Origin of the sequence: Bradyrhizobium sp. CIR48, assembly GCF_014198315.1 — a bacterium.
GTDB lineage: Bacteria > Pseudomonadota > Alphaproteobacteria > Rhizobiales > Xanthobacteraceae > Bradyrhizobium.
In genome coordinates this window covers 680,241-701,781 of record NZ_JACIHG010000003.1, presented here as the reverse complement: position 1 = coordinate 701,781, position 21,541 = coordinate 680,241, and the positions used below count along the sequence as shown (strand labels likewise).

At 63.8% G+C, this 21,541-nt stretch carries 20 protein-coding genes and 1 pseudogene; 9 read left to right on the top strand and 12 right to left on the bottom strand.

What is annotated here, in order from left to right:
* Positions 1-197 precede the first annotated feature (197 nt).
* Positions 198-776, bottom strand: a complete 579-nt coding sequence (locus GGD66_RS13250) for a hypothetical protein (RefSeq protein ID WP_183258000.1) — start codon at positions 774-776, stop codon at positions 198-200.
* 133 nt (positions 777-909) lie between these two features.
* On the opposite strand from GGD66_RS13250, the gene GGD66_RS13245 reads away from it, so the two are divergent.
* Positions 910-1,407: a DUF6622 family protein gene (locus GGD66_RS13245; RefSeq protein WP_092254773.1), complete on the top strand. Its 498-nt coding sequence runs from the start codon at positions 910-912 to the stop codon at positions 1,405-1,407.
* Here GGD66_RS13245 and GGD66_RS13240 read toward each other — a convergent pair whose 3' ends face one another.
* From GGD66_RS13240 to GGD66_RS13220, 5 genes are all read right to left on the bottom strand, one after another.
* Positions 1,408-2,400, bottom strand: a complete 993-nt coding sequence (locus GGD66_RS13240; protein ID WP_092254776.1) for a hypothetical protein — start codon at positions 2,398-2,400, stop codon at positions 1,408-1,410.
* 113 nt (positions 2,401-2,513) lie between these two features.
* Entirely contained in the window at positions 2,514-3,365 is an 852-nt protein-coding gene (locus GGD66_RS13235; protein ID WP_018317827.1) for a carbohydrate ABC transporter permease, read from the bottom strand.
* On the bottom strand, positions 3,362-4,234 hold the full coding sequence (locus tag GGD66_RS13230; RefSeq protein ID WP_183257999.1) for a carbohydrate ABC transporter permease: 873 nt from the start codon (positions 4,232-4,234) through the stop codon (positions 3,362-3,364). The genes GGD66_RS13235 and GGD66_RS13230 overlap by 4 nt, the downstream gene beginning before the upstream one ends.
* A gap of 95 nt (positions 4,235-4,329) precedes the next feature.
* Positions 4,330-5,715: an ABC transporter substrate-binding protein gene (locus GGD66_RS13225; protein ID WP_092254779.1), complete on the bottom strand. Its 1,386-nt coding sequence runs from the start codon at positions 5,713-5,715 to the stop codon at positions 4,330-4,332.
* A gap of 394 nt (positions 5,716-6,109) precedes the next feature.
* Positions 6,110-7,090, bottom strand: a complete 981-nt coding sequence (locus GGD66_RS13220) for a LysR family transcriptional regulator (protein WP_183236209.1) — start codon at positions 7,088-7,090, stop codon at positions 6,110-6,112.
* A 118-nt stretch (positions 7,091-7,208) separates the two neighbouring features.
* Between GGD66_RS13220 and GGD66_RS13215 the strand changes: the two genes are divergently transcribed.
* Positions 7,209-8,282, top strand: coding sequence for a 4-oxalomesaconate tautomerase (locus GGD66_RS13215; RefSeq protein ID WP_183258083.1), 1,074 nt, complete (start codon positions 7,209-7,211; stop codon positions 8,280-8,282).
* 68 nt (positions 8,283-8,350) lie between these two features.
* Positions 8,351-9,705: pseudogene (dctA, locus tag GGD66_RS13210) on the top strand (C4-dicarboxylate transporter DctA).
* A 115-nt stretch (positions 9,706-9,820) separates the two neighbouring features.
* Here dctA and GGD66_RS13205 read toward each other — a convergent pair.
* Positions 9,821-11,761: an AsmA family protein gene (locus GGD66_RS13205; protein WP_177237052.1), complete on the bottom strand. Its 1,941-nt coding sequence runs from the start codon at positions 11,759-11,761 to the stop codon at positions 9,821-9,823.
* A gap of 272 nt (positions 11,762-12,033) precedes the next feature.
* Between GGD66_RS13205 and GGD66_RS13200 the strand changes: the two genes are divergently transcribed.
* From GGD66_RS13200 to GGD66_RS13190, 3 genes are read left to right on the top strand one after another with little or no spacing between them, the layout of a single operon-like run.
* The gene (locus GGD66_RS13200; protein ID WP_018317833.1) at positions 12,034-12,741 is read left to right on the top strand and encodes a CoA transferase subunit A; all 708 of its coding nucleotides are present in this window, start codon (positions 12,034-12,036) and stop codon (positions 12,739-12,741) included.
* 18 nt (positions 12,742-12,759) lie between these two features.
* Complete coding sequence (locus GGD66_RS13195) at positions 12,760-13,410, top strand: 3-oxoacid CoA-transferase subunit B (protein ID WP_011089829.1); 651 nt, start codon at positions 12,760-12,762, stop codon at positions 13,408-13,410.
* Between the two features lie 22 nt (positions 13,411-13,432).
* A complete protein-coding gene (locus tag GGD66_RS13190) occupies positions 13,433-14,068 on the top strand; it encodes a GNAT family N-acetyltransferase (RefSeq protein WP_183257998.1) in 636 nt (211 codons plus the stop codon).
* 88 nt (positions 14,069-14,156) lie between these two features.
* On the opposite strand, the gene GGD66_RS13185 is transcribed toward GGD66_RS13190, so the two are convergent.
* From GGD66_RS13185 to GGD66_RS13170, 4 genes are all read right to left on the bottom strand, one after another.
* Positions 14,157-15,035, bottom strand: a complete 879-nt coding sequence (locus GGD66_RS13185; protein ID WP_092254928.1) for an SUMF1/EgtB/PvdO family nonheme iron enzyme — start codon at positions 15,033-15,035, stop codon at positions 14,157-14,159.
* A gap of 52 nt (positions 15,036-15,087) precedes the next feature.
* Positions 15,088-16,185: a copper-containing nitrite reductase gene (gene nirK, locus GGD66_RS13180; RefSeq protein WP_026201913.1), complete on the bottom strand. Its 1,098-nt coding sequence runs from the start codon at positions 16,183-16,185 to the stop codon at positions 15,088-15,090.
* 122 nt (positions 16,186-16,307) lie between these two features.
* On the bottom strand, positions 16,308-17,180 hold the full coding sequence (locus tag GGD66_RS42210) for a copper chaperone PCu(A)C (protein ID WP_183257997.1): 873 nt from the start codon (positions 17,178-17,180) through the stop codon (positions 16,308-16,310).
* Positions 17,181-17,205: 25 nt separating this feature from the next.
* Positions 17,206-17,406, bottom strand: coding sequence for a hypothetical protein (locus GGD66_RS13170; RefSeq protein WP_183257996.1), 201 nt, complete (start codon positions 17,404-17,406; stop codon positions 17,206-17,208).
* Between the two features lie 202 nt (positions 17,407-17,608).
* Here GGD66_RS13170 and hemN point away from each other — a divergent pair, with 202 nt between their 5' ends.
* Together hemN and GGD66_RS13160 are read left to right on the top strand one after the other, a co-directional pair.
* On the top strand, positions 17,609-18,961 hold the full coding sequence (gene hemN / locus GGD66_RS13165) for an oxygen-independent coproporphyrinogen III oxidase (RefSeq protein WP_183257995.1): 1,353 nt from the start codon (positions 17,609-17,611) through the stop codon (positions 18,959-18,961).
* Between the two features lie 190 nt (positions 18,962-19,151).
* Positions 19,152-19,349 carry a DUF1858 domain-containing protein gene (locus tag GGD66_RS13160; RefSeq protein WP_018317839.1) on the top strand — a complete coding sequence of 66 codons (198 nt, stop codon included), beginning with the start codon at positions 19,152-19,154 and terminating at the stop codon, positions 19,347-19,349.
* 139 nt (positions 19,350-19,488) lie between these two features.
* Here GGD66_RS13160 and GGD66_RS13155 read toward each other — a convergent pair whose 3' ends face one another.
* Positions 19,489-20,199 carry a Crp/Fnr family transcriptional regulator gene (locus tag GGD66_RS13155; RefSeq protein WP_018317840.1) on the bottom strand — a complete coding sequence of 237 codons (711 nt, stop codon included), beginning with the start codon at positions 20,197-20,199 and terminating at the stop codon, positions 19,489-19,491.
* A gap of 130 nt (positions 20,200-20,329) precedes the next feature.
* On the opposite strand from GGD66_RS13155, the gene GGD66_RS13150 reads away from it, so the two are divergent.
* Positions 20,330-21,541: an NnrS family protein gene (locus GGD66_RS13150; protein ID WP_092254810.1), complete on the top strand. Its 1,212-nt coding sequence runs from the start codon at positions 20,330-20,332 to the stop codon at positions 21,539-21,541.

Below are 21,541 nucleotides of genomic sequence, written 5' to 3'. Positions count from 1 at the left end.
CATAGGGAGTCATCGGGGCCAGGTCAGGCCTTATCGCGTTTCTCTCGATCGCGGTCTGCGGATTTGGGGCTCGCAAACCAAGATTTCCAGGCGAGGCTGATTGAGCCGATGCCAGCTGGGGCGCCGAAATCAGAATAAGGCCGGCGGTCGCTACTGCGGTGCTTAAGCAGTCCATGACGATGCCCTCTTGTCTAACGTTAACCTCTAAGTGCGGTCGCGGTGCCCGGCGGTGCCGCTTGATTGGGAGGAGCCGCGTTGGCAGCATTGAGGGCTGGCGGTTGGCCCTGAGATTCTTCGGCCGCCCCGGCCGCCGACTTGCCAAAAATATACCCGACGATCGTGCCGAGGAGACTGAATACGGGTGCGGTCTGCGTGTCGGTGTAGCCGGCTACGATCAAGAACAACGCGGCAAAAACCACGACGAGAAGTAGGAAGGCCTTATAGAACTCCTGTGTGAGTTTGCCGATCGCCGCCATTACACACAGCAGGATTGCCATTGTGACCACCAATGCGATGGCGAGGCCGGTCAACCAGAATTCATAAGGCGTCTTGTAGGTGATGTAACCCTGTTGCTGCGCCGGCTTGCCGGTCCCCACGCTTGCGGGCGATTGTCCCGTCGGCGGCGGATTGGTAATCCGTTGATCTTGACTGACGTCTGAGGGCGTCGCGGTGGCGCTGGGGCTCGGATTGTCGGGAAGCTGTTGCGCACAAGCCAGGCCGCCGCAGAGAAGCATCAGCACGATGAGGGCAAATCTCGTCAGTCGGTGTAGCAGCATTTTGCTATCCGTCGGGCAATTGAATTGAAAAATACGCGGCACAGGCAATAAGTAGAGAATATCCTGCGCGCACACTTAGGTTGTCAATCCGATTCTTGCCTTTCTCGGCCCGGTCGGCAGGACTGGAGGTCTCATGAAGAGCTGGCTCGCTATCGCCGCCCATACCCCGCTATGGGTCTGGATCTTGTTCGCCTATCTGGTCTGGCAAGGTATCCAGTCGATGCAGCCACGCACGACGCCGATCTGGCGCGCGCTGATCCTGCCGGTCGTGTTCATCGTCTGGGGGATGTCTCGGATCGGTTTCGGGCCTCAGGGCAACGCGTGGCCGCTGATCGCGTGGATCGCGGCCGCGCTGGCACTGCTGCCGCTGGGCGTGCTGACGCCGCGTCCTTTCGAGGTCGATCACACGACAGGTGAGATCATCCGCCAGGGCAGCGCGTTTGCCCTGATCCGCAACCTTGTCGTGTTCTCACTGCAATATGCGGTCGGCGTGATCTCGGTGATCGATGCGAGCGACCGCGCACTGGCAATCATCATCGGCCGCGCCATCTCGGGCGCGACCGCCGGCTACTTCATCGGCTCGACGATCGCGCTGGTGATGGCCTATCGACGAAAACGCACCCTCGGATGATCAGCGCGACCGGGGCGGACGTTTCGAGCCTCTGGTGCCTGTGGGACGCGGCCGCGTTGCGGTGGCTGCGACGGGGGCGGCATACCGCGCGCGCAATGCGCCCTGCGCCGCCGCCCCGAGCTGCCGCAGCGCCAGGGCGTCGAGCGGAAATTCCAGCAGGATATGGATCAGGCTCAGCGCCAGCAGGAAGGTGAAACCGAACGCGTAGTCGTAGAAATAGAGCGCGGTGGAAGCTGCGCTGGCGGCGGCCATCGCCGCCAGCCGCGCCTTCGGGACCGCGGTCCAGCGGATCACGTCGGCTTTGATGAACCAGTTGAGGTAATGATAGGTATAGACGAAGGCGAGCAGGCTCGTCAGCCTGGTGTCGAGGACGAGGCCGGGCACGCCGAACAGCCGGCTGAGCGCCGGACCGACATTGCCGAAATAATCCTGTCCGACCCGGGCAAAGCTCGCGATCCGGATTTCAGCGGTTGGCGGCAGCAGCAGAATCGTAGCGATCGCGACGAGGTAGACAGCCACCAGCGCAGCCTGGACGCGGCTGCCGGATCGGTGCGCGCCGAGCACCATGAAGATCAGCGTGAACAGCGAGACGTGGATCAGGGTCGGAATCAGGATGCCGATCACGGCGAGCGAGGATCCGCTCGAATACATGAGCGCGGACAGTGCGATCGCCGTCATGAACAGCAACATGCTCTCGATCGCCGAGGTGGTGGCCGCAAGCATGGCGCAGGCGATCAGCGCGCCCCACATCGCAAAGCCGAACCAGGAGGCGTTGTCGATCAGGGCCGCGACCACGGCGATGATTGCGAGGGCTGCCGCAATCCCGCGATGTGGCAGGTAATAGCTGCGGTCGTGCAGCCATGAAATCTCGGTGAAGTAGTGCGCCGGGCCGAGCACGACATAAGCCAGCAGCAACAGCTCGAACGGCATCAGATAGGCCGCCGCGAGCGCCAGCAGCATCAGGCCGAGATGGATCGCGTCGTTGCTGCGCATGATGCCGTGCCCTGCATTGGGGCACGGAGGTTAGAGCAGGCGTGGACAACCCGCAATTGTCCACCTTGTCGCTCGAACGTCCTGCTTGCGGCGACCCGATGCGTCCTGTCGCGTCAGGACTTCACCGCACCTGCCGTGAGCCCGCCCACCATGTAGCGGCGGAAGGCATAGTAGATCGCGGCCGGCGGCAGTGCGTAGATGAAGCCGGTCGTCATCAACAGCTCCCACGGCGAGTCGTCGGCGGCGAGGAAGTTGCCGAGCGCGACGGGCAGGGTGATCTCGCGGTCGTTCGAGAGCAGCAGGAACGCGTAGAGATATTCGTTCCAGGCCAGCAGCACCGCATAGGTGCCGATCGCGACCAGCGAGGGCATCATCAGCGGCAGGTAGACCAGGCGGAAGATCTGAAGCGTCGTCGCACCGTCCATCACGGCGGCTTCGTCCAATTCGACCGGCAGCTTGTCGGAGGCCTGCTTGAGCACCCAGATCGCGTAGGGGCTGGCGATGGTCACCATCGCCAGGATCAGCGACCAGTGATTGTTGAGCAGGCCGTAATTACCCATGGTGCGGTACATTGGCACGGCAAGGAATGCCGCCGGGATGAAATAGGTGAACAGCGCGAGATTCATCACGACCCGCCCGCCGGGCACCTTCAGCCGCGAGATCGAGAACGCCGCGGCGGTGGCGATGAACAGCGTCAGCACGCCGACGGATGCCGCGATCACCAGCGAGTTCCAGAACTGTATGTAGAAGTCGCGCAGGAAGTAGTGCTGCTGCTTGAACACGATTTCGAAGTTGTGCAGCGTGGGATGGTCCGGCCACAGCTTGCCGGAGAATGCGTCCTCCTTCGGCGAGATCGCGAACAGGAACATGTGGTAGATCGGAATCATCGTCCAGAGGAAGACGGGAATGCCGATCAGCAGCAACCGCGCTTCGGTTGCGACTTCGCGCAGGGTAGGGAGCTTCATCGCGACAACCGTTTCATCATGAAGTACACGAGCGGCAGGACGAACGGCATTGCGCAGACGATCGATGCCATGGCCAGCGAGAGCTGGTCGAGCCGGAGATAGCGGATGCCGAGGGTCGACAGCACATGCGTGAGGTCGGCCGGGCCACCGCCGGTGAGCAGATAGACGCTGTTGAAGTCGCCGAGCGTCCAGATCATCGAGAGCAGCGTGCAGGTGACGTAGAGCGTCTGCATCGACGGCCAGGTGATGTAGCGGAATTTCTGCCACCAACTCGCACCGTCGACCTCGGCGGCCTCGAACAGATCGTGCGATATCGCAAGGCGGCCGGTGATCAGGATCAGCGTCCAGAACGGCAGCGACTTCCAGATATGCACCGCGATCGCCATGGTCAGTGCCACGGTCGGATCGTTCAGCCAGTTCGGGCCGTCATCGCCGGTCAGGGAGAAGATGAAATGGTTGACCATGCCCCATTCGGGATTGAGCATGAACCGGACCGACAGGATGGTCGGGATCGACGGCACCGCCCAGGGCAGGATGAAGATCACCGAGAGCCATTTGATCCAGGGGCGCTGCACGGCGAAGAAGCCGGAGAGGAATAGCGCGATCAGCATCTTGATGTTGATGCCGATGACCAGGAAGATCAGCGTATTGACCGCGGCACGCGCGAAGATCGGATCGTTGTAAAGCGCGAAATAATTCGACGGGGCTCGCGCCAGCCACAGCCCGTAGCCGACGGGATAGACGACGAAGGCAAGGAAAACGAGCAGATAGGGCGCAAGCAGCACGATGCCCCAGACCTGCGCCGGGGTCAGCCGCGACGACAGGGGCGGGGCGGGGATTGCCTGGTCGCCAGAGAGCGTGATCGCCATTCTTTTCGGACTCTTCAAAGAGATGCCGGCCGCGAAACGCGGCCGGTGTTGTTCTTATACCTCTCCCCGCACAGCGGGGAGAGGGAAAGGATGATTCAGCCCGCGACCTGCTTGATGCGGGCGATCAGTTCGTCGACGGCCTTGTCGACCGGAACCTTTTCACTGACGACGCGATTCATCGCCTTCGCCCACACGTTCTCGTTGTTGAGGATCGTGAACTTCCAGTTCTTGGTGAAGTCGAACGCCGCGGTGCCGCCCTTGAACTGGGTGTAGACGGCCTTGCGGTGCTTGTCAGCCTGCCAGAACGGGCTTTCCTGGCTTTCCTTGGTCACCGGGAACCAGCGGCCGAGGGCACCCTCGATGTAGGGACGGACGTTCTCTTCCTGGAGCAGGAAGCTGATGAACTGCTTGGCCTCGGCCTTGTTCTTGGCCGCGGTGAAGATCAGTCCGGTCTTGACGTCGGAGCGGTAGCGGATGGTCGAACCATCCGGCGCCTTCGGGAAGGACGCCGTCACGATGTCCTGCTCATAGGCCTTCTTGCCGGCTTCGCGCTGTTCCGGCGTGAGCGCCTGGTTCTGGGAATCCTCGAACCACTTCGCGGCGATCGAGATCGTGAAATTGTGGGTCATCACGATGGTTTTGTTGTGGAAGGCGACGTTGTTGTCGGGATCCTTCCAGGTCGTGGAGGACGGCGGCGTGCAACCCTTGATGTAGGTGTCGGTGTAATCCTTCATCGCCTTGATCAGGTTCTCGCGAACCTTGGGATCGTCGACCGTGAGCTTGCCGTCGTCGTCGACCAGCTTGACGTGGTAGGCGTCCATGAAGGTGTAGAACGACTGGAAGGCGTCGGTGGATTCCACGCCCATCGGCTGGCCGACGGCATAGATGCGCTGGCCGGTGGCCTTGCGGATCGCCGGCTGCACCTTGTCGCACCAGAACGTCCAGTAGCCGGTCCAGTCGTTCGGGATATCGGTGAGCTTGAAACCGGACTTCTCCAGCATGTCGTTCCAGATCTGGACGTGCATGCTCTGCTGCTTCAGCGGGAAGCCGTAATAGGCCTTCTTCTTGGTGACGTCGTTATAGAGGATCGACGCATCCAGCGTGTTCTGCACGAACCGGCCCTTGATCGGCTCCATCACGTCGGAGAGATCCTCGAGCTTGCCTTCATAGGCCCACTTGCCCTGCGCCTGCACGTCATAAGAGTCGGAATAGGCGACATCGGGCACGGTGCCGGCATCGAGCGCGGCGACCGTCTTCGGAATCATGTCCTGGATCGCGTATTGCGACAATTCCACCTTGATGCCGGTCTTGGCTTCGAACTTCTTGATCGTCTCGATCAGCGCGTCGTCTTCGGAGCGATAGAAGCCCTTGCCCCACCACACCGTGATCGTCTTCTGCTGCGCAAATGCGGGTGCAGCGGCTGCAAACAGCCCGGCCGCAGCGACCGCCAGTGATACTGCGCCAATAACCTTGGATTTCACGTTTTTCTCCCTCAAACGGCCGGTGTTTTTAACCGGTCGTATAAAACACTAGCGCATGGCGTTAACCCGATCTAGCGGCATGTTGTCAGACATAGGTCGTGGGAATGGGCCTTGCGGAGATGCTTAACGCGTGCATCGATCCAATCGCCGCATCAATTCGCGGCAATCAATTCGCCTTGTGCGTTCTGGCTTCGCCGGGCCATCCGCGACGTCAAACGCCGGATCGCCGAAAGACCGGCTGTTGTAAGCGGTGCGAGCACCGGGTGCAACGTGGCAGGCACCCGCGCCACCGCCGCGGCGGTGGATCCAACATGCCTTGAAGACATTACAGGGGCGATCCGAGGGGTTCCGGTTTGGCTCGGGAACAGTCTGGCGCCGTTCTGCGGGTGAATTGTCAGCGTCTGCGCTTTGGCCCCGTCGAAGTGGCATTCGAACTTGCCTCGGTTGATCGGGGCCGCGACCTGCCTTGCCCGCTCGTCCGCAATGGAGAGCGCCATGCTTCGAGCAGCATCTTGAGAAACTGGCTGGCATGCGGCGATAGCGTCGCCCCGCGCCTGCGCACGATTCCGATCGTCCGCGACACTTCCGGCTCGACCAGCCGAACGGTGTGAATGATCGGATGACCGGCGGCGGGCGTCGCGAGCCTCGGCAGCACGGCGATGCCCAATCCCTCCTCGACCAGACCAAGCGAGCCGGAGAGGTGGGCGACTTCATAGGACCAGTTCAGCTGCAGGCCCTGCCGCGCCAGCGCATTGTCGATCAGCGCGCGGTTGCCGCTGTTGCGACCGACAGTGATGACCCGGTGCGACACGATCTCCGACCAGCTCACCTGCTTGCGCGATGCTAGCGGATGGTCATGGCGGCAGGCCAGCACGAACGGGTCCTCAACCAATTTCTCGAATTCGATTTCGGCATGCGAAGCGCCGATGAAATTGATGCCGAAGTCGACTTCTCCGCGCGCCACCGCTTCCAACCCCTCATTGGCGCCGATGTCCAGAATGCGGATGCGAATTCGCGGATAGGCTTCGGCGAACCGACCGATCGCTCGCGGAAGAAAATAGAACACCGCCGTCGGCACCGCAGCCACGGAGACCAAACCCGAACTTCGCGCGCCGATATCATGGATGGCGAGCACCGAGGTCTCGAACTCGTCGATGAGGCGGCGGACCTTCGGCAGGAAGTCGCGTCCCGTCATGGTGAGATTGACGTGGCGCGTGGACCGTTCGAGCAACGGCGCACCAAGGCTTTCCTCCAGCTTCTGAATGCGTCGGCTGAGCGCCGGCTGGGACAAGTTCAGCGCCTTCGCGGTCCGGACGAAGCTGCCCATCTCCGCGACGGTGATGAACGCCTTGAGGTCGAGCAGTTCTGCGTTCATGCCAAGACTCCATTATGTCGAACAGAGAAATAATACCTCGGATATTTGCATTTCACAAAATAGTTCGGACGGAGGATGCTCTGGTTCAGACGAGCACGTCGCCGAACGGAAGAACATCATGAACGATCAGATTGCCATTCCCTGTGTGGTCATGCGCGGTGGGACCTCGCGCGGACCGTTTTTCCTGGCCCGCGACCTTCCGGCCGACCCCAGCTCGCGCGACGCGGTGCTGTTGTCGGTAATGGGAGCTGGGCACGATCTCGGAATCGATGGAATCGGCGGCGACAATGCCGTGATCAACAAGGTCGCGATCATCGGACCGGCAACGGTGCCCGGTGCCGATGTCGACTACCTGTTTGCCCAGGTGAGGGTCCGTGAAGGGATCGTCGATACCTCGCCGAACTGCGGAAACATGCTTGCGGCGGTCGGGCCATTCGCAATCGAAGCCGGCCTGGTCGCCGCTGCCGCAGATCGCACCCATGTGCGTATTCATAATGTCAACACCGGCAAGCTGATCGACGCGACGGTCGCCACTCCGGGAGGGCGGGTGACCTATGAGGGAGAAGCGCGGATCGACGGCGTGCCGGGAACGGCCGCGCCCATCGAACTGTCGTTCCCCAACGCCGCCGGCGCACGCACCGGCCGCCTGCTGCCGACAGGACGTCCGGTCGATCGCATCGGAGGGATCGACGTGACCTGCATCGACGCAGCCATGCCCGTCATGCTGGTCCGCGCGGCAGATCTCGGATGGACCGGCCGCGAGGCCCCTCCGGCCTTCGCCGACGGCGCCTTCCGAGGGCGGCTCGAACATTTGCGCATCGAGGCTGGACGCCGGATGGGTTTTCCGGATTCCGCGTCAATGGTGATTCCGAAGCCGGTTCTGATCGCGCCCGCAAGCGGGGCGACGTTGAACGTCAGGTACTTCATGCCGCACGACTGCCATAGCGCGCTGGCGGTGACCGGTGCCGTCGCGATCGCGACCGCCTGTGTGACGCCCGGGACGATCGCCGCAGAGATGGTTGGATCGCTGGCACCGCCGGTACCGATCACCCTCGCTCATCCGTCCGGCCGGCTCGTGGTTCGGCTCGAGCCCGGCCCGGTTGCCCGGGTGCAGCGGACAGCCCGGCGAATTCTCGAGGGCCATGTCTTCGCCCGTCGATCGCACGTCCCTCATTCGGTCCTGGCGGCCTGAAGCCGGACCGCTTTCAAAGCCTTCAAAAATCAGAGCCATGAAAAATCAGAGCCATGGGAGAAACGAGAATGCAGAAGCAAGCGCTGATCGGGCCCGCGAACGGTGAGACGCGAAAACCATTCTACCGGATCCTTTACGTCCAGGTGCTGATCGGTCTCATGTTGGGCGTCCTCACCGGCCATCTCTGGCCTGAGTTCGGTGCCGCGCTGAAGCCCTTCGGCGACGGCTTCGTCAAGCTGGTCAAGATGATGATCGCACCGATCGTGTTCTGCACCATCGTCAACGGTATCAACAGCATCAGCGATTCCCGCGAGGTCGGCCGCACGCTGGTGAAATCCATGGCGCTGTTCTACCTGCTGACCGTGCTTGCGTTGCTGGCCGGACTGGCCGCCGTGTCGCTGATCCAGCCGGGCGTCGGCATGCATGTGTCCGTCAGCACGCTGGATCCGTCGGTGGCCGCGAAGTTCACCAAGCAGGCGAGTGCGACCGGATTTGCGGACTTCATGCTGCACATCATCCCGCATTCCTTCTTTGGCGCGTTTGCCGACGGCGAAGTGCTGCCGGTCCTGCTGGTCTCCATCCTGGGGGGGCGGTGGTGACGAAGGCCGTCGATTCCTTCGCTCAGGTGCTGTTCGTGTCCTTTGGCTTCGTCATGAAGCTCGCGCCGCTCGGCGCCTTTGGCGCCATGGCGTTCACGGTGGGCCGCTACGGCATTCGATCGATTGGCTCGCTCGGACTGCTGATCCTGACATTCTATATCGCCTGCTCATTCTTCGTGGTCGTCGTGCTCGGCACGCTGGCGCGGCTGAATGGCTTCAGCCTGTGGAAGACCATCCGCTACTTCAAGGAAGAGCTGCTGATCGTGCTCGGCACGTCATCGTCGGAACCGGCGCTACCCGGGGCGCTGCGCAAGCTGGAGCAGCTCGGATGCCGCAAAGGCGTGTCGGGACTCGTGTTGCCGATGGGCTATTCCTTCAATCTGGACGGCAGCGCCATCTATCTCACCCTGGCCTCCATCTTCATCGCGCAGGCCTGCGACATCCACCTGTCGTGGGGGCAGATCGCGGCGATGCTCGGACTGATGCTGCTGACGTCCAAAGGCGCGGCCGGCGTCACCGGCAGCGGCTTCGTCGCACTTGTCGCGACCCTCTCCGTCATGCCGGATCTGCCTGTGACCGGCGTGGCGCTGCTCGTCGGCATCGACCGTTTCATGTCGGAAGCGCGGGCGCTGACCAGTATGATCAGCAACTGCGTCGCAGCCATCACCGTTTCGCTGTGGGAGGACGCTTGTGACCGAGAGGTGTTGGCTCGCGAACTGGGAGGGAGTGGCTCTCTCAAGGTCGCGGCCGGATCGAAGATCGGCGGAGGAGCCGTGCTGCAGGGGGACAAGGCCTGGATTTCGACGACGCAATCGGCCGCTTGACGCCACCTCCGGGATGAAATCGGCCGCACTGCTCGATTCGGGTTTGCCAAGTCGCCGGCATGTCGAGCTTGTTGAGCTCGGGCTACCGAAATCCGCGAAGGCTGCGTTGATCAGCCTAGTTGGATTTGGCGTTCTCCTTCACGTTCTCTTTGGCGTTCTCCGCCGTCGGCGCTTCCGCCGGTGGAGGACGCTTTCCGCTGCCGGTGATGCGCTCGATCGCGGAGCGCACGGCGTCGCCCCCCTTGCGATCCTTCAGCATGTCGAGCAGCGGCGCGGAGGCCGGCGAGCGGCGGATCAGGCTTTCCGGATCGGGGAAGATCAGGGGGTCGTCCCAGGGACCCTGCACCACGAACGGCAACTCGAATCCCGACGTGCTGTTGAGGCTCGCCACGCCCTTCATGTCGTATTCGCGCGTCGGCACCGAGGCGGTGCCGGTGAGCGTGATCTTGGCCGCCGGCCCTTCGACACGGATGTCCTCGGCGGTGGCGACCCCATCGGAGAATTTCACGGCGATGGTGAGATTGTTGTACGGCGTCGAACCGTTGCGGAAATTGCCGCCGCCCGACAGCGGTCGCCGCTCCAGGCGTTTCAGCAGCTGCTCGGCATTGAAGCCCGAGATCGCGCCGTCATGACCGGTGACGGTGGCGCTGCCGTCGAGCGACTGCACGAGGCCGAACGGGCTCGAGCCCGAGGCGAAGAGCGACACGTTGATGTTGCCGCGACCGGATAGCTTGCTGAGGCCGAACAGTTCGGTGGCGCAGGCCTGGAGGTCGACGTCGGTGAACTGGAATTGCGCCTTGATGTCGGCGACGGTGTCGGAGCGCGCGATGCCGAACGAGCCCTTGGCGATGCCGCCATAGACCTGGGCTTCGCCGACCGAGAGTGCGAGCGTGCCGTTGCGCAGATTGGCGCCGATCGCGGTGCGGCCGAGCCTGGTCGGCCCGACCGTCAGCTTTGCTGCCGACAGGCGCATGTCGAGATCGGTCGTCGACAATCCGTTGAGATCGAACAGCTGCCTGTTCCAGTCCCGCGCGCCGCTCGCGAGCAGTCGGAAGGTGGAAATATAAGGCGTGAAGTCGAGCGCGTCGGCGGCGAGCGTCGCCTGCAGCGTCTGCCGGCCGTTATTGGCGTAGGTCATGACGCCCTCGGCGGCATTGCCGTCGAGCTCGACATTGACGTTGGTGAGCGCGATTGAGGCGCCGACGACGTTGGCGCGCGCCTTCAGCACGAAGCGGCCGAAGCCGCCGCTGGCGGGTTGCGGCTGCCCGGTCCAGCGCAGCGCGTTGCGCAAGGAGGGGCTGTCGATCGTCAGCGTGCCTTCCATCATCGGGCTGGTGCGGTTGGCGACGCTGCCGTCGAAAGCGAGCTTGAGCGGTGCGCTGGCGATCCGCGCCTTCAAGCCCGAGCGCTCGCCGGAGAGGGCGGCGACGAAGTCGGAAAAGCTGATCGAGCCGTCGACACGCTCGCCGCGCCAGTCGAACTGTCCGGTCGCGGCGAAGGAGCGCGAGATCGAAGGCCAGGCCAGCGACAGGTCGATATCCTCGAACTTCTCGGTGCCGTGCGTGGCGGCGTCCTGGTAGTCGAGCACGCCGTCCTGGATCCGGATTTCGGAGAACGAGAGCTGGTTTTCAGCCCCGGGCTTCATGGTGCGCGCGATGGTCTGGATGAAGGGCGTCCAGTTGCTCTGGCCGTCCGGCTTCAGGCTGACATGGATGCGCGGCCGCAGCAGCGTCAGGTCGGCGATCTCGAACCGTTGCAGCAATAGCGGCAGCAGCCGCAGATTGGCGGTGAGCACGTCGACCTGGAGCGCGGGATCGCTGGTGCCGCCGCCCTTGAGGCCGACGTCACGGAAGGAGATGTAGCTCGCCGGCAGCACCGAGATGTCGATTGCGCCCGCGACACTGAGCTCGAGCCCGGTGACGTCGCGGATCTGCGCTTCGACCGCCTTGCGCAGCGCGTCGCGGTTGATGAGCCATGAGGTCGCGATCAGGGCGATCAGCGCGACGCCGAGCAGCGCCGCGATCGGCGTCCCGAGGCGCTTCATTCCTTGGGCCATGGTCAATGGCATGTCCTGATCGGGTTGGTCGTTGGAGCCAGGAGGGCGGGTCGGGAAACCTGCGTGCCCACGCCCAACCCCCGCAACTTGATGGGTTTTCTTGTCGCTTTCAAGGCCGCGGACGGTTCTGCCCACGGTGTGGGCAGCTTCTATCACCCGGCCGCCGTGCGGAGAACCCCGTATCATTGACGGCTTTGGAGGATTTCGCCTAATAATCGCCGCCAATAGGGCGCGCCGCCTCCAAGCCGAAGGTTCAGTCGAAGGTTATTTGCATGAACAAGGTCTATCCCGACGCCAAGTCGGCTCTGTCAGGCATTTTGAAAGACAACATGATGATCATGTCGGGAGGCTTCGGCCTCTGCGGCATCGCCGAGGAGCTCTCGGACGCGATCCGCGAGTCCGGCGTCAAGGGCCTGACGGTGGTCTCCAACAATGCCGGCGTCGACGGCATCGGGCTCAGCCGCCTCTTGGAAACCCGGCAGATCAAGAAGATGATCTCGTCCTATGTCGGCGAGAACAAGCTGTTCGCCCAGCAATTCCTCGCCGGCGAGCTGGAACTCGAATTCAATCCGCAGGGCACGCTCGCCGAGCGCATCCGCGCCGGCGGCGCCGGCATTCCGGCCTTCTACACCAAGACCGGCGTCGGTACGCTGATCGCCGAAGGCAAGGAAGTGAAGGAGTTCGACGGCGAGAAGTACCTGATGGAACGTGGCCTGTTCGCCGACCTCGCCATTGTCCACGCCTGGAAGGGCGACACCGCCGGCAACCTCATCTACCGCAAGACCGCGCGCAATTTTAACCCGATGATGGCGACCGCCGCCAAGATCACCGTCGCCGAGGTCGAGCATCTGGTTCCGGCGGGTGAACTCAATCCCGACCACATCCACACGCCCGGCATCTTCGTGAAGCGCATCGTCGAGGTCGGCACGGCCAAGAAGCGCATCGAATTCCGCAACACCCGCCCGCGTACCGCCGCTTAAGCGTATCAGGAGACACACATGGCCTGGACCCGTGAACAGATGGCCGCGCGCGCCGCGAAGGAACTGCGTGACGGCTACTACGTCAATCTCGGCATCGGCATCCCGACGCTGGTTTCGAACTTCATCCCCGACGGGGTCGATGTCAGCCTGCAGAGCGAGAACGGCATGCTCGGCATGGGCCCGTTCCCCTATGAAGACGAGGTGGACGCGGACCTGATCAACGCCGGCAAGCAGACGGTGAGCGAGCTGCCCTCGACCTCGTATTTCTCGAGCGCGGATTCCTTCGGGATGATCCGCGGCGGCCATATGGACCTGTCGATCCTCGGCGCCATGCAGGTGGCCCAGAACGGCGACCTCGCCAATTGGATGATCCCCGGCAAGATGGTCAAGGGCATGGGCGGCGCGATGGACCTCGTCGCCGGCGTCAAGCGCGTCGTCGTGGTGATGGAGCATTCGGCCAAGGACGGCTCCAAGCTCCTGAAGAAGTGCAATCTGCCGCTGACCGGCGAGCGCGTGGTCGACATGGTCGTCACGGATCTGGCGGTCTTCACCATCGACAAGCACGGTGACGGCGGCATGGCCCTGATCGAGCTCGCCGACGGCGTCTCGCTCGACGAGGTCAAGGCGAAGACCGAAGCCGAGTTTCGTGTGGCGCTGAAGAACACGTAAGGTCTTCGAGAATGGGGCGCGTATGACGATAAGGTCAGCGCGTCCCGAGGACGCTGCTTTCATCGCACGAACCATCCTGCACTCGATGCGCGGCTATCGGCCGCGCGGCTGGTTCGACGTGGCGCTCGGCTGGCCGGAAGCGGAGTGCCTCGATTTCATCGCACGCGTCGCCGTCGCACGCGCGGTGTCGATGTGGCATGTGTCGCAGTTCCTGGTCACCGAAATCGATGGCAGGCCTGCTGCTGCACTTTGCGCCGTGCCTGCGGCCGGCACCGGACCTGCGGCCTGGCGCGCGCTCGAAGAGGTCGGTCTCTCAACTGGGCTCACGGCGTCAGAGCTGGACGCCATCCGCCGGCGCGGCGCCTATTCGCGGACTTGCTGGGTCCAGGGCGGCGAGGGCGACTGGATGATCGAGCATGTCGCGACCGACCCTGCCTATCGTGGCCGCGGCCTGATGCAGGCGCTGATCGCGCACGCGCTGGACAAGGGGCGGGCGGGCGGGTTTGCCCGGACGACGATATCATTCCTGATCGGCAACGAGCCCGCCGAGCGCGCCTACGCCAAGGCCGGATTCGTCTTTGCGGAGGAGAAACGCGATCCCGCGTTCGAGACGATCATCGGAGCTCCAGGCTTTCGCATGTTCGCGCGCGCGATTTGACGTGTCCGTAGCCCGCATGAGCGAAGCGATATGCGGGACCTTCCCGGGTGTCGCTTCGCTCACCCGGGCTACGCGGCGATAATCTTGGCTATGACCTCACCGCCCACACCTTGCTCCACCGCGCCGACACGCTCGCGACCCAGGAGGTCTCCTCGCGCACCAGGCGGAAGCCGAGATTGGCGGGCGGCACGCCCTGGGCGCAACCGCCGGCGCGGGCGTCGCGGATGAAATCGGTGACATAGGCGCGGTGGGCGCCCTCGGCGACACGCACGCCGCAGTTCACGGTGGGGCGGCCGGCATTGCCGGCGGCGTCGACGCGCGAGCGCACGAAGCAGGTCGAGGTCCACTCCCAGACATTGCCGGCGAGATCCTCGACGCCGTGCTCGTTCGGGCCGAACTTGCCGAAGGGATAGGCAGTGGTGTCGGAAAGATCGCGTTCGGACTCGCGCTCATAGCGGCTGATCCAGCGCTTTGAAGGATCGTCGGCATCGACAGCGACGCCGTCGTCCTTGAATCTGGAGCCCGCTGCAAAGGCCCATTCCGCATCGCTCGGCAGGCGGTAATGGTGGCCTGTCTTGCGCGACAGCCAGCCTGCATAAGCCTCGGCATCGTGCCAGTTCACCTGCACCGCGGGACGATCGGCAGCGACCGTGACGTCGCGATCGAGCGCGCGGCAGGCGCCCTCCTGCACACAGAGCTGATAATCGGATGAGGAGACCTGATTTCGCATGATGTGCAGCGGTCGGTCGACGCGCATCGCGCGCAGCGGCGCCTCCGCCTGCTGCCCGCCGCGCGTGAAATCGCCGGCCTCGCGATAGGACAGACTGCCCGGCGCGACCCTGACGATCGCTGGCTCCGTCGCGGTGCCGCGGACCGTCATGTTCGAAACCAGCGGCGCCATCGCGATCGGTCCGGCGAGCCCGGCGGCGCAGGCGAGGGCCAGTTTGAGCTTGAATGCGATCAGCATGGTCATTCCCCGAAGAAAGAAGGGGCCGGTGATGACCGGCCCCTTGTCGCGTTTAGTTGGTGTTGGCAGCCGGTATTTCGGCGGGGGCCTTCACCTGCATCATCAGATCATCGTTCCACTTGCCTTCGACCTTGAAGTGCGCGGTGGCGCCGAGGTCGGCGGCTTCGATCAGGTTATGCGTGACGTAGGCGTAGATGCCGGGCTGCTGGAATTTGTACAGCGCGGCTCCCGCCGATCCGCCGCGGATGAACCAGGTCTCGAGCCCGACTTCCGGTGCATTGCCGAACTTGCCGGTCTCCCAGACGTAGTCGCCATGGCCGCCGATCAGGTGCGGACGGCTGTCGCGGTTGGCTTGCGAATGCACGATCAGCACGTTCTCGCCGACATTGGCCGTCAGCGCGTTCTTGCCGGTCAGCGCACCGGCCTTGCCGTTGAACACGACATGGGTCGGGATCAGCTTCTTCATCACCTCTTCGGTCTCGGTGAAGGCCTCGCCAGGCGATTCGTAGGACTTGAAGTTGCCTTTCTCGTCGCGGGGCACGTACATGTCCTGCTCGCCGATGTAGTAGACCTTGTCGTATTTCAGCGCGCGGCCCTTGCCGTCGTTGAGGCCGTCACGCGGCAGCACCATCACGGCGCCGTTCATGCCGGAGACGACGTGCCAGGGGATCATCGGGCCGCCCGGGGCGCAATGGTAGACGAAGACGCCGGTCTTGGTTGCCTTCCAGCGCAGCACGACTTGCTCGCCGGGATTGACCAGAGTGAGCGCGCCGCCACCGAGCGCGCCGGTCGCGGAATGGAAGTCGATGTTGTGCGGCATGGAGTTGGTCGCAGGATTGACCAGCGTCGTTTCGACGTAGTCGCCCTCGTGCACGACCATCAGCGGACCCGGCATAGAACCGTTGAAGGTCATGGCCTGGAAGGTGGTGCCCTTCTCGTCGATGACGACCTTCTTCTCCTCGATCGTGAGTTTGAACTCGATGATCTTGGGGCCTTGCTTGGTCGCCTGCTCGTGCGCATGCACGAACGGCGGAGCGACCAGCTCTACCTTTTGACGCGGCAGTTTGAGATCGTCGCCAGCCAAAGCGGGGGTCGCCAGCATCAGAGCTGTCGCGGCGGCGCCGATCAATGCGACTCTGCGGGTGAACATCGGAAGCATCCTTCATCTGGAAAGGTTTTGATGACGGATGCAGTGTGCGCCTATCTCGGCAAGAGTGTTTGCGCTGCGACAAGGTTTTGCCGGATTCGGCTCCGCTACAGTACTTAGGTGCCTTAGCGGAGCAGAATCGGCGACACGACGTTGACGGCATCCTTTGGCGTGATGCGGATGTCGAGGCCGAGCGACCAGCGGCCTGACAGCGGTGCCGACATTCTGACGCGCCACTGATCGTTACCGACGCGTTCGGCGTTTGCGGTGATCGGCGCCACGCCATGCTCGGGATTGCCGAGTGTGACCGCGACCGCATCGGCACTCAGCGGCAACTCGTTCGCATCTTCGAGCTGGATCGCGATCTCGACCGGACCGGCGCGCCCGGGCGAGACCGTGACGTTGGCCATGGCTTTTTCTGCATGGAGATGTGTGAAGAAGCTCTCGTCCGCGTCGGATGTCGCGGCGGCAGGGACCGCCGCCTGCTCCGCGCGATGCGCAGGCTCTGCGGCCGCCGTGGTCGCCATGCTTTCGGGAGCCTGTGCGCCGATGGCCTGCACGTCCAGCGTCACTTTCACCGCGCCGGCGTGCTCGAACGACAGCGTCACGGGCATCTGGTCGCCGGCATGAAGCGGCACATCGAGACCGATGAACATCAGGTGTCCGCCGCCGGGCGCAAGCGTTACGATCTGTCCGGGAGCGATGACAAGTCCCCTGTCGAGCGCGCGCATGGTCATGACACCGTCGTTGACGGTCATCTCGTGGATCTCTGTTCGAAGCGCATGCGCGGCCGATGCGGCCTGCAGTCGCTCCGGCGCGAGGCCCCGGTTCTCTATCGTCAGATAGCCGCCGGCGACCTTGGCTCCGCCGGGCGTCGCCCGGCTCCAGGCCCTGGTGATGACGAGGTCGCCGCTGGTCGTGTCGGCCGCGAAGGCCGGCACCCCGGCAAGGCATGTCAGGACGACCGCGCTGGCGAACGCACGCTTGGATGAGATCATGGTCGAGGCCTTCGCGAAGACGCCACTAGAAGAGAGATGTGGCAAGCCAGACCGTTGCCCAGATCGCCAGTGACAGCACGACGAAGATGGCGATGGCTGCGGCCAGAGCGCGCACGGGGCCGGCCGGGGCCGCTGCGAGCGGGGCCGGCCGGAAGTCGTCGAAACGCGGGATATGGCCGCGGACGTCGAGCAAGGAAAGAAGCAGTTCGAGTGCGAGAAGCCTCATGGGCAAACGCTCCGGATGGCGTGCGAATTGGCATGATCATGGCCCCGAAATGGCCGCTGCGCTTTGCGCGAGCGCAATGTCTGCGGCACCCCCGGCCGACTTTGCGCAAGCGCAAGGTCACCCCCTCGAATCCGAGGTAGTGGGGTGTATTCCGTGATTTGCCGTGGTCTGCACACGGCGGAAATTTACGAATGGGTAAGACATGAGAGCTGATCTTGCGGCGAGCTACGGCGAAGAACGATTGCCACGCTACACGAGCTATCCGACCGCGCCGCATTTTTCGACGGCGGTCGGATCGGACGCCTACGCCCGTTGGCTGGCGGAGCTGCCGGCGGGCGCCAGCGCCTCACTCTATCTCCACGTGCCGTTCTGCCGCGAGATGTGCTGGTATTGCGGCTGCCATACCCAGATCGTGCGCCGCGACGAACTCATCGCCGGCTATCAGCGAACGCTGCGCAACGAGATCGAGCAGGTCGCCGAAACCATCGGGCGCCGCATCAAGGTGGAGCACATCCATTTCGGCGGCGGCACGCCGACGATCATGCAGCCGGAAGCTTTCGCCGAGTTGATGGCGACGATGCGCCAGAAGTTCTTCGTGCTGCCCTCGGCCGAGATCGCGGTCGAGATCGATCCCCGCACATTGACCGCCGACATGGTCGATGCCATGCGGCTCTCCGGCGTCAACCGCGCGAGCCTTGGCGTGCAGAGCTTCGATCCCGTGGTGCAGCGGGCGATCAACCGCGTGCAGAGCTTCGAGCAGACGGCTTCCGTGGTCGACATGCTCCGGCGCGCCGGCATCGAGGGACTCAATTTCGACCTGATCTACGGGTTGCCGCACCAGACCGTCGCGTCGTGTCTGGATACCGTCCGGCGTAGCCTCACGCTCGCGCCCGACCGCTTCTCCGTGTTCGGCTATGCTCATGTGCCAAGCTTCAAGAAGCACCAGCAGATGATCAACGAGGCTGTGTTGCCGGACGGCCTCGCGCGCCACGACCAGGCTTGCGCGATCGCGAATGCACTGAAGGAGGCCGGTTACGTGCAGATCGGGCTCGATCATTTCGCGCGGCCCGGCGACTCCATGGCCGTGGCCTTCGAGGAACGGACGCTGCGGCGCAATTTTCAGGGCTACACCACTGACAAGAGCGAAGTCCTGCTCGGTTTCGGCGCCAGCGCGATTGGGCATTTGCCGCAGGGTTACGTCCAGAACGAGGTGCAGATCGGCGCCTATGCGCAGAGCATCGCCGCCGGCCGTCTCGCCACCGCCAAGGGCTATGGGCTCACCGACGACGACCGGCTGCGCGCCGACATCATCGAACGCATCATGTGCGAGTTCAGCGCCGATCTCGACGACATCTGCGCGCGCCATGGCGCGGAGGCGGCGGCGATGCTGAACTCGGCGGCACGTCTGAAGCCACTGGTCTCCGACGGCATCGTGAGGTTGGACGGCAACCGCCTCGCAGTCGCAAAAGATTCCCGCTTCCTGGTCCGCAGCGTCGCGGCCGCGTTCGACGCGCATCTCAATCCGGCGAAGCAGCTGCACAGCCGGGCTGTGTAGCTGGTCATTCCGGGCCGCGCGAAGCGCGAGCCCGGAATCCATTCCTCCATGTCATCCGCTGCACGATGGATTCCGGGCTCGCGCCAAAAGGCGCGCCCCGGAATGACGGCGGAGGAACGGGCAACAGCTTGCGCTCCAACAAAGAAACTCAGGTCACCTCCGCTATCGTCGTGTCGGAACGGAGTTGCCCATGTCTTTCGGATCCGACGATCTGGTCGATGACATCATGCGTACCGCGCCGCACACGATCCGCGTGTTTCTGGCCTTCAGGATGGCTTGTGTCGGTTGCCCTATCGCAACCTTCCACACGGTGGATGATGCCTGCCGCGAGCATGGCATCGACCGCGACAAATTCCTCGCCGCGTTGTGCGATTGCGTGCCGGCGTGAAGCAGTCTCGAATTCGCGCGGGCGCGCGCGGATTCCCGGGTGAGGGACGGCTTTCGCCGTAAGCGGAAGCGCCCCTCACCCCTATCTCGATCCCTATCCTGGTCCCTATCTTGGGCGGAGACGCCCCGGTGCGGCTGTGTCACGCCGCGCCGCTATCGGCGCTCCGCTCTGCCAACACGACGATCCTGTGCGGATCGCGCAGGATGATGCGCTGACGGCCGCTCTCGACGAGCCCTTGGCTCTCCCAGCCGCTCAGGATGCGGCTGACGGTGTGCAGCGTGGTGCCGGTCATCTGCGCGATGTCCTGGCGGCTGATCGGGAAGTCGATCTCGATGCCGTGGTCGAGCTTCTTGCCGGACTGTTTGGCGAGACGCAGCAGCGCATGGGCGACGCGCTGCTCGACCTGCTGGGTCGACATTTCCAGGATGCGGGTGTGGCTCTCCTGGAGGCGCGCGCCGACGGTCTGGAGCGTGTTGGCGGCCAGCGAGGGAAATCGCTCGACCAGCCGCGGCCAGGCCGAGGTTGGCCATATCAGCACCACGCTGTCATCGACAGCGATCGCGGTCGCCGGATATTGCACGGCTCCGATCGCCATCGCGAGCCCGAACGTTTCGCCGGGCGCGACGTAGCGGACCACGATCTGCTCGCCGGTCGGCGTGGTCTTGGCCGCGCGGACATGGCCGTGCAGCAGCAGGAAGAAGGACTGCGCATCCGCCCCCTGCTCGAAAATGGCGCTGTTCTTGGGATAGCGCGCCGAACGGGCCTCACGCAGGATCTCATCCAGAGCTTCCGGCGTGACTCCGGCAAACAGCGGCAAATGCGCAACCAGCGATGTGTCGACCTTGGCCATTCTGCCTCCTTGGCATCAGGGAGTGTGATGGCACCTGCAATCGTCCGATAGTTTGCGATAGCGCAAAACGGGACGGCTGAGTGGCAGTATTTTTCCAGACAACGGACTGAATTTTATTGGAGTTGACCCCATGGCTGGCGCCCGATCCCGCAACTTTGAGGGCTGGCCGCTGTTTGCGAACAGTTTTCGGCCCTTTTTCCTGCTCGCCGCGATCCAGGCGGGGCTATCGATCCTGGCCTGGCTGCCGATGTTCTACGGTGAATTGTCGGTGAGTTCCGCATTCGCGCCGCGCGACTGGCACGTCCACGAGATGCTTTATGGCTTCCTGCCGGCTGTCATCACCGGGTTCCTGTTCACGGCCATCCCGAACTGGACCGGGCGGCTGCCGATCCAGGGCACCTCGCTGGGGGCGTTAGTGATGGTCTGGCTTGCCGGGCGTATCGCGGTGACGTTGTCGGCCGATACCGGCTGGGCGTTTGCGCTTCTCGTCGATGCCGCCTTCCTGGCGCTGGTCGTCGCCGCCGCGGCGCGCGAGATCATCGCAGGCGGCAATTGGCGCAACCTGCCCGTGGTGGCGCTGGTGTCCGTTCTGCTCGCCGGCAACGTCACTTTTCATCTCGAGGCGCACTACCAGGGCGCGGCCGATGTCAGCATCCGCGTCGGCATCGGAGTGGTCATGTTGCTGATCTCGCTGATCGGAGGCCGCATCATTCCGAGCTTCACCCGCAACTGGTTGGTCAAGTTCAATCCCGGCCGCCTGCCGGTGCCGTTCGGACGCTTCGACGGCGCAGTGATCGGATGCAGCGCGCTCGCGCTCGTCTTCTGGATCGTGGCGCCGCTGAATGTCGTCACTGGTGTCCTGATGGCGCTGGTCGGCGGGCTGCATCTGGTGCGGCTTGCGCGCTGGGCCGGTGATCGCACGTTTGGCGAGCGACTGCTGGTGATCCTGCATATTGGCTACGTCTTCGTGCCGCTCGGCTTCATCCTGCACGCCGTCGCTGTTTTCGGAGCGCTGCCGCCAAGCGCCGGCATCCACGCCTGGATGGCGGGCGCGGCGGGAACCATGACGCTGGCGGTGATGACCCGCGCGAGCCTCGGCCATACCGGACAGGCGTTGACCGCTTCGCCGGCGACGCAGGCAATCTATGCTGCGATCATCATCGCGGCCCTGGCCCGGGTCGCCGCCGTGGTGTTGCCAGCACATAGCGATGTGTTGTTGCACATCGCCGCCTGCGGTTGGCTCGTCGCGTTCCTCGGATTTGCCGTCGCGTTCGGCCCGCTGCTCGCCGGCAGCCGGCGGCGTGCCCTCGCCACGATGGGCGTGCCTGCTCCGGCGCGCTGA

Bases quoted from the DNA above. Each gene is read 5' to 3' on its own strand.
- GGD66_RS13215 (WP_183258083.1), top strand. From the start codon at position 7,209: ATGAACGATCAGATTGCCATTCCCTGTGTGGTCATGCGCGGTGGGACC.
- GGD66_RS13195 (WP_011089829.1), top strand. From the start codon at position 12,760: ATGGCCTGGACCCGTGAACAGATGGCCGCGCGCGCCGCGAAGGAACTG.
- GGD66_RS13230 (WP_183257999.1), bottom strand. From the start codon at position 4,234: ATGGCGATCACGCTCTCTGGCGACCAGGCAATCCCCGCCCCGCCCCTG.
- GGD66_RS13250 (WP_183258000.1), bottom strand. From the start codon at position 776: ATGCTGCTACACCGACTGACGAGATTTGCCCTCATCGTGCTGATGCTT.
- nirK (WP_026201913.1), bottom strand. From the start codon at position 16,185: ATGTTCACCCGCAGAGTCGCATTGATCGGCGCCGCCGCGACAGCTCTG.
- GGD66_RS13245 (WP_092254773.1), top strand. From the start codon at position 910: ATGAAGAGCTGGCTCGCTATCGCCGCCCATACCCCGCTATGGGTCTGG.
- hemN (WP_183257995.1), top strand. From the start codon at position 17,609: ATGAGAGCTGATCTTGCGGCGAGCTACGGCGAAGAACGATTGCCACGC.
- GGD66_RS13150 (WP_092254810.1), top strand. From the start codon at position 20,330: ATGGCTGGCGCCCGATCCCGCAACTTTGAGGGCTGGCCGCTGTTTGCG.
- GGD66_RS13240 (WP_092254776.1), bottom strand. From the start codon at position 2,400: ATGCGCAGCAACGACGCGATCCATCTCGGCCTGATGCTGCTGGCGCTC.
- GGD66_RS13170 (WP_183257996.1), bottom strand. From the start codon at position 17,406: ATGAGGCTTCTCGCACTCGAACTGCTTCTTTCCTTGCTCGACGTCCGC.
- GGD66_RS13235 (WP_018317827.1), bottom strand. From the start codon at position 3,365: ATGAAGCTCCCTACCCTGCGCGAAGTCGCAACCGAAGCGCGGTTGCTG.
- GGD66_RS13220 (WP_183236209.1), bottom strand. From the start codon at position 7,090: ATGAACGCAGAACTGCTCGACCTCAAGGCGTTCATCACCGTCGCGGAG.
- GGD66_RS13160 (WP_018317839.1), top strand. From the start codon at position 19,152: ATGTCTTTCGGATCCGACGATCTGGTCGATGACATCATGCGTACCGCG.
- GGD66_RS13155 (WP_018317840.1), bottom strand. From the start codon at position 20,199: ATGGCCAAGGTCGACACATCGCTGGTTGCGCATTTGCCGCTGTTTGCC.
- GGD66_RS13190 (WP_183257998.1), top strand. From the start codon at position 13,433: ATGACGATAAGGTCAGCGCGTCCCGAGGACGCTGCTTTCATCGCACGA.
- GGD66_RS13205 (WP_177237052.1), bottom strand. From the start codon at position 11,761: ATGGCCCAAGGAATGAAGCGCCTCGGGACGCCGATCGCGGCGCTGCTC.
- GGD66_RS42210 (WP_183257997.1), bottom strand. From the start codon at position 17,180: ATGATCTCATCCAAGCGTGCGTTCGCCAGCGCGGTCGTCCTGACATGC.
- GGD66_RS13200 (WP_018317833.1), top strand. From the start codon at position 12,034: ATGAACAAGGTCTATCCCGACGCCAAGTCGGCTCTGTCAGGCATTTTG.
- GGD66_RS13185 (WP_092254928.1), bottom strand. From the start codon at position 15,035: ATGCTGATCGCATTCAAGCTCAAACTGGCCCTCGCCTGCGCCGCCGGG.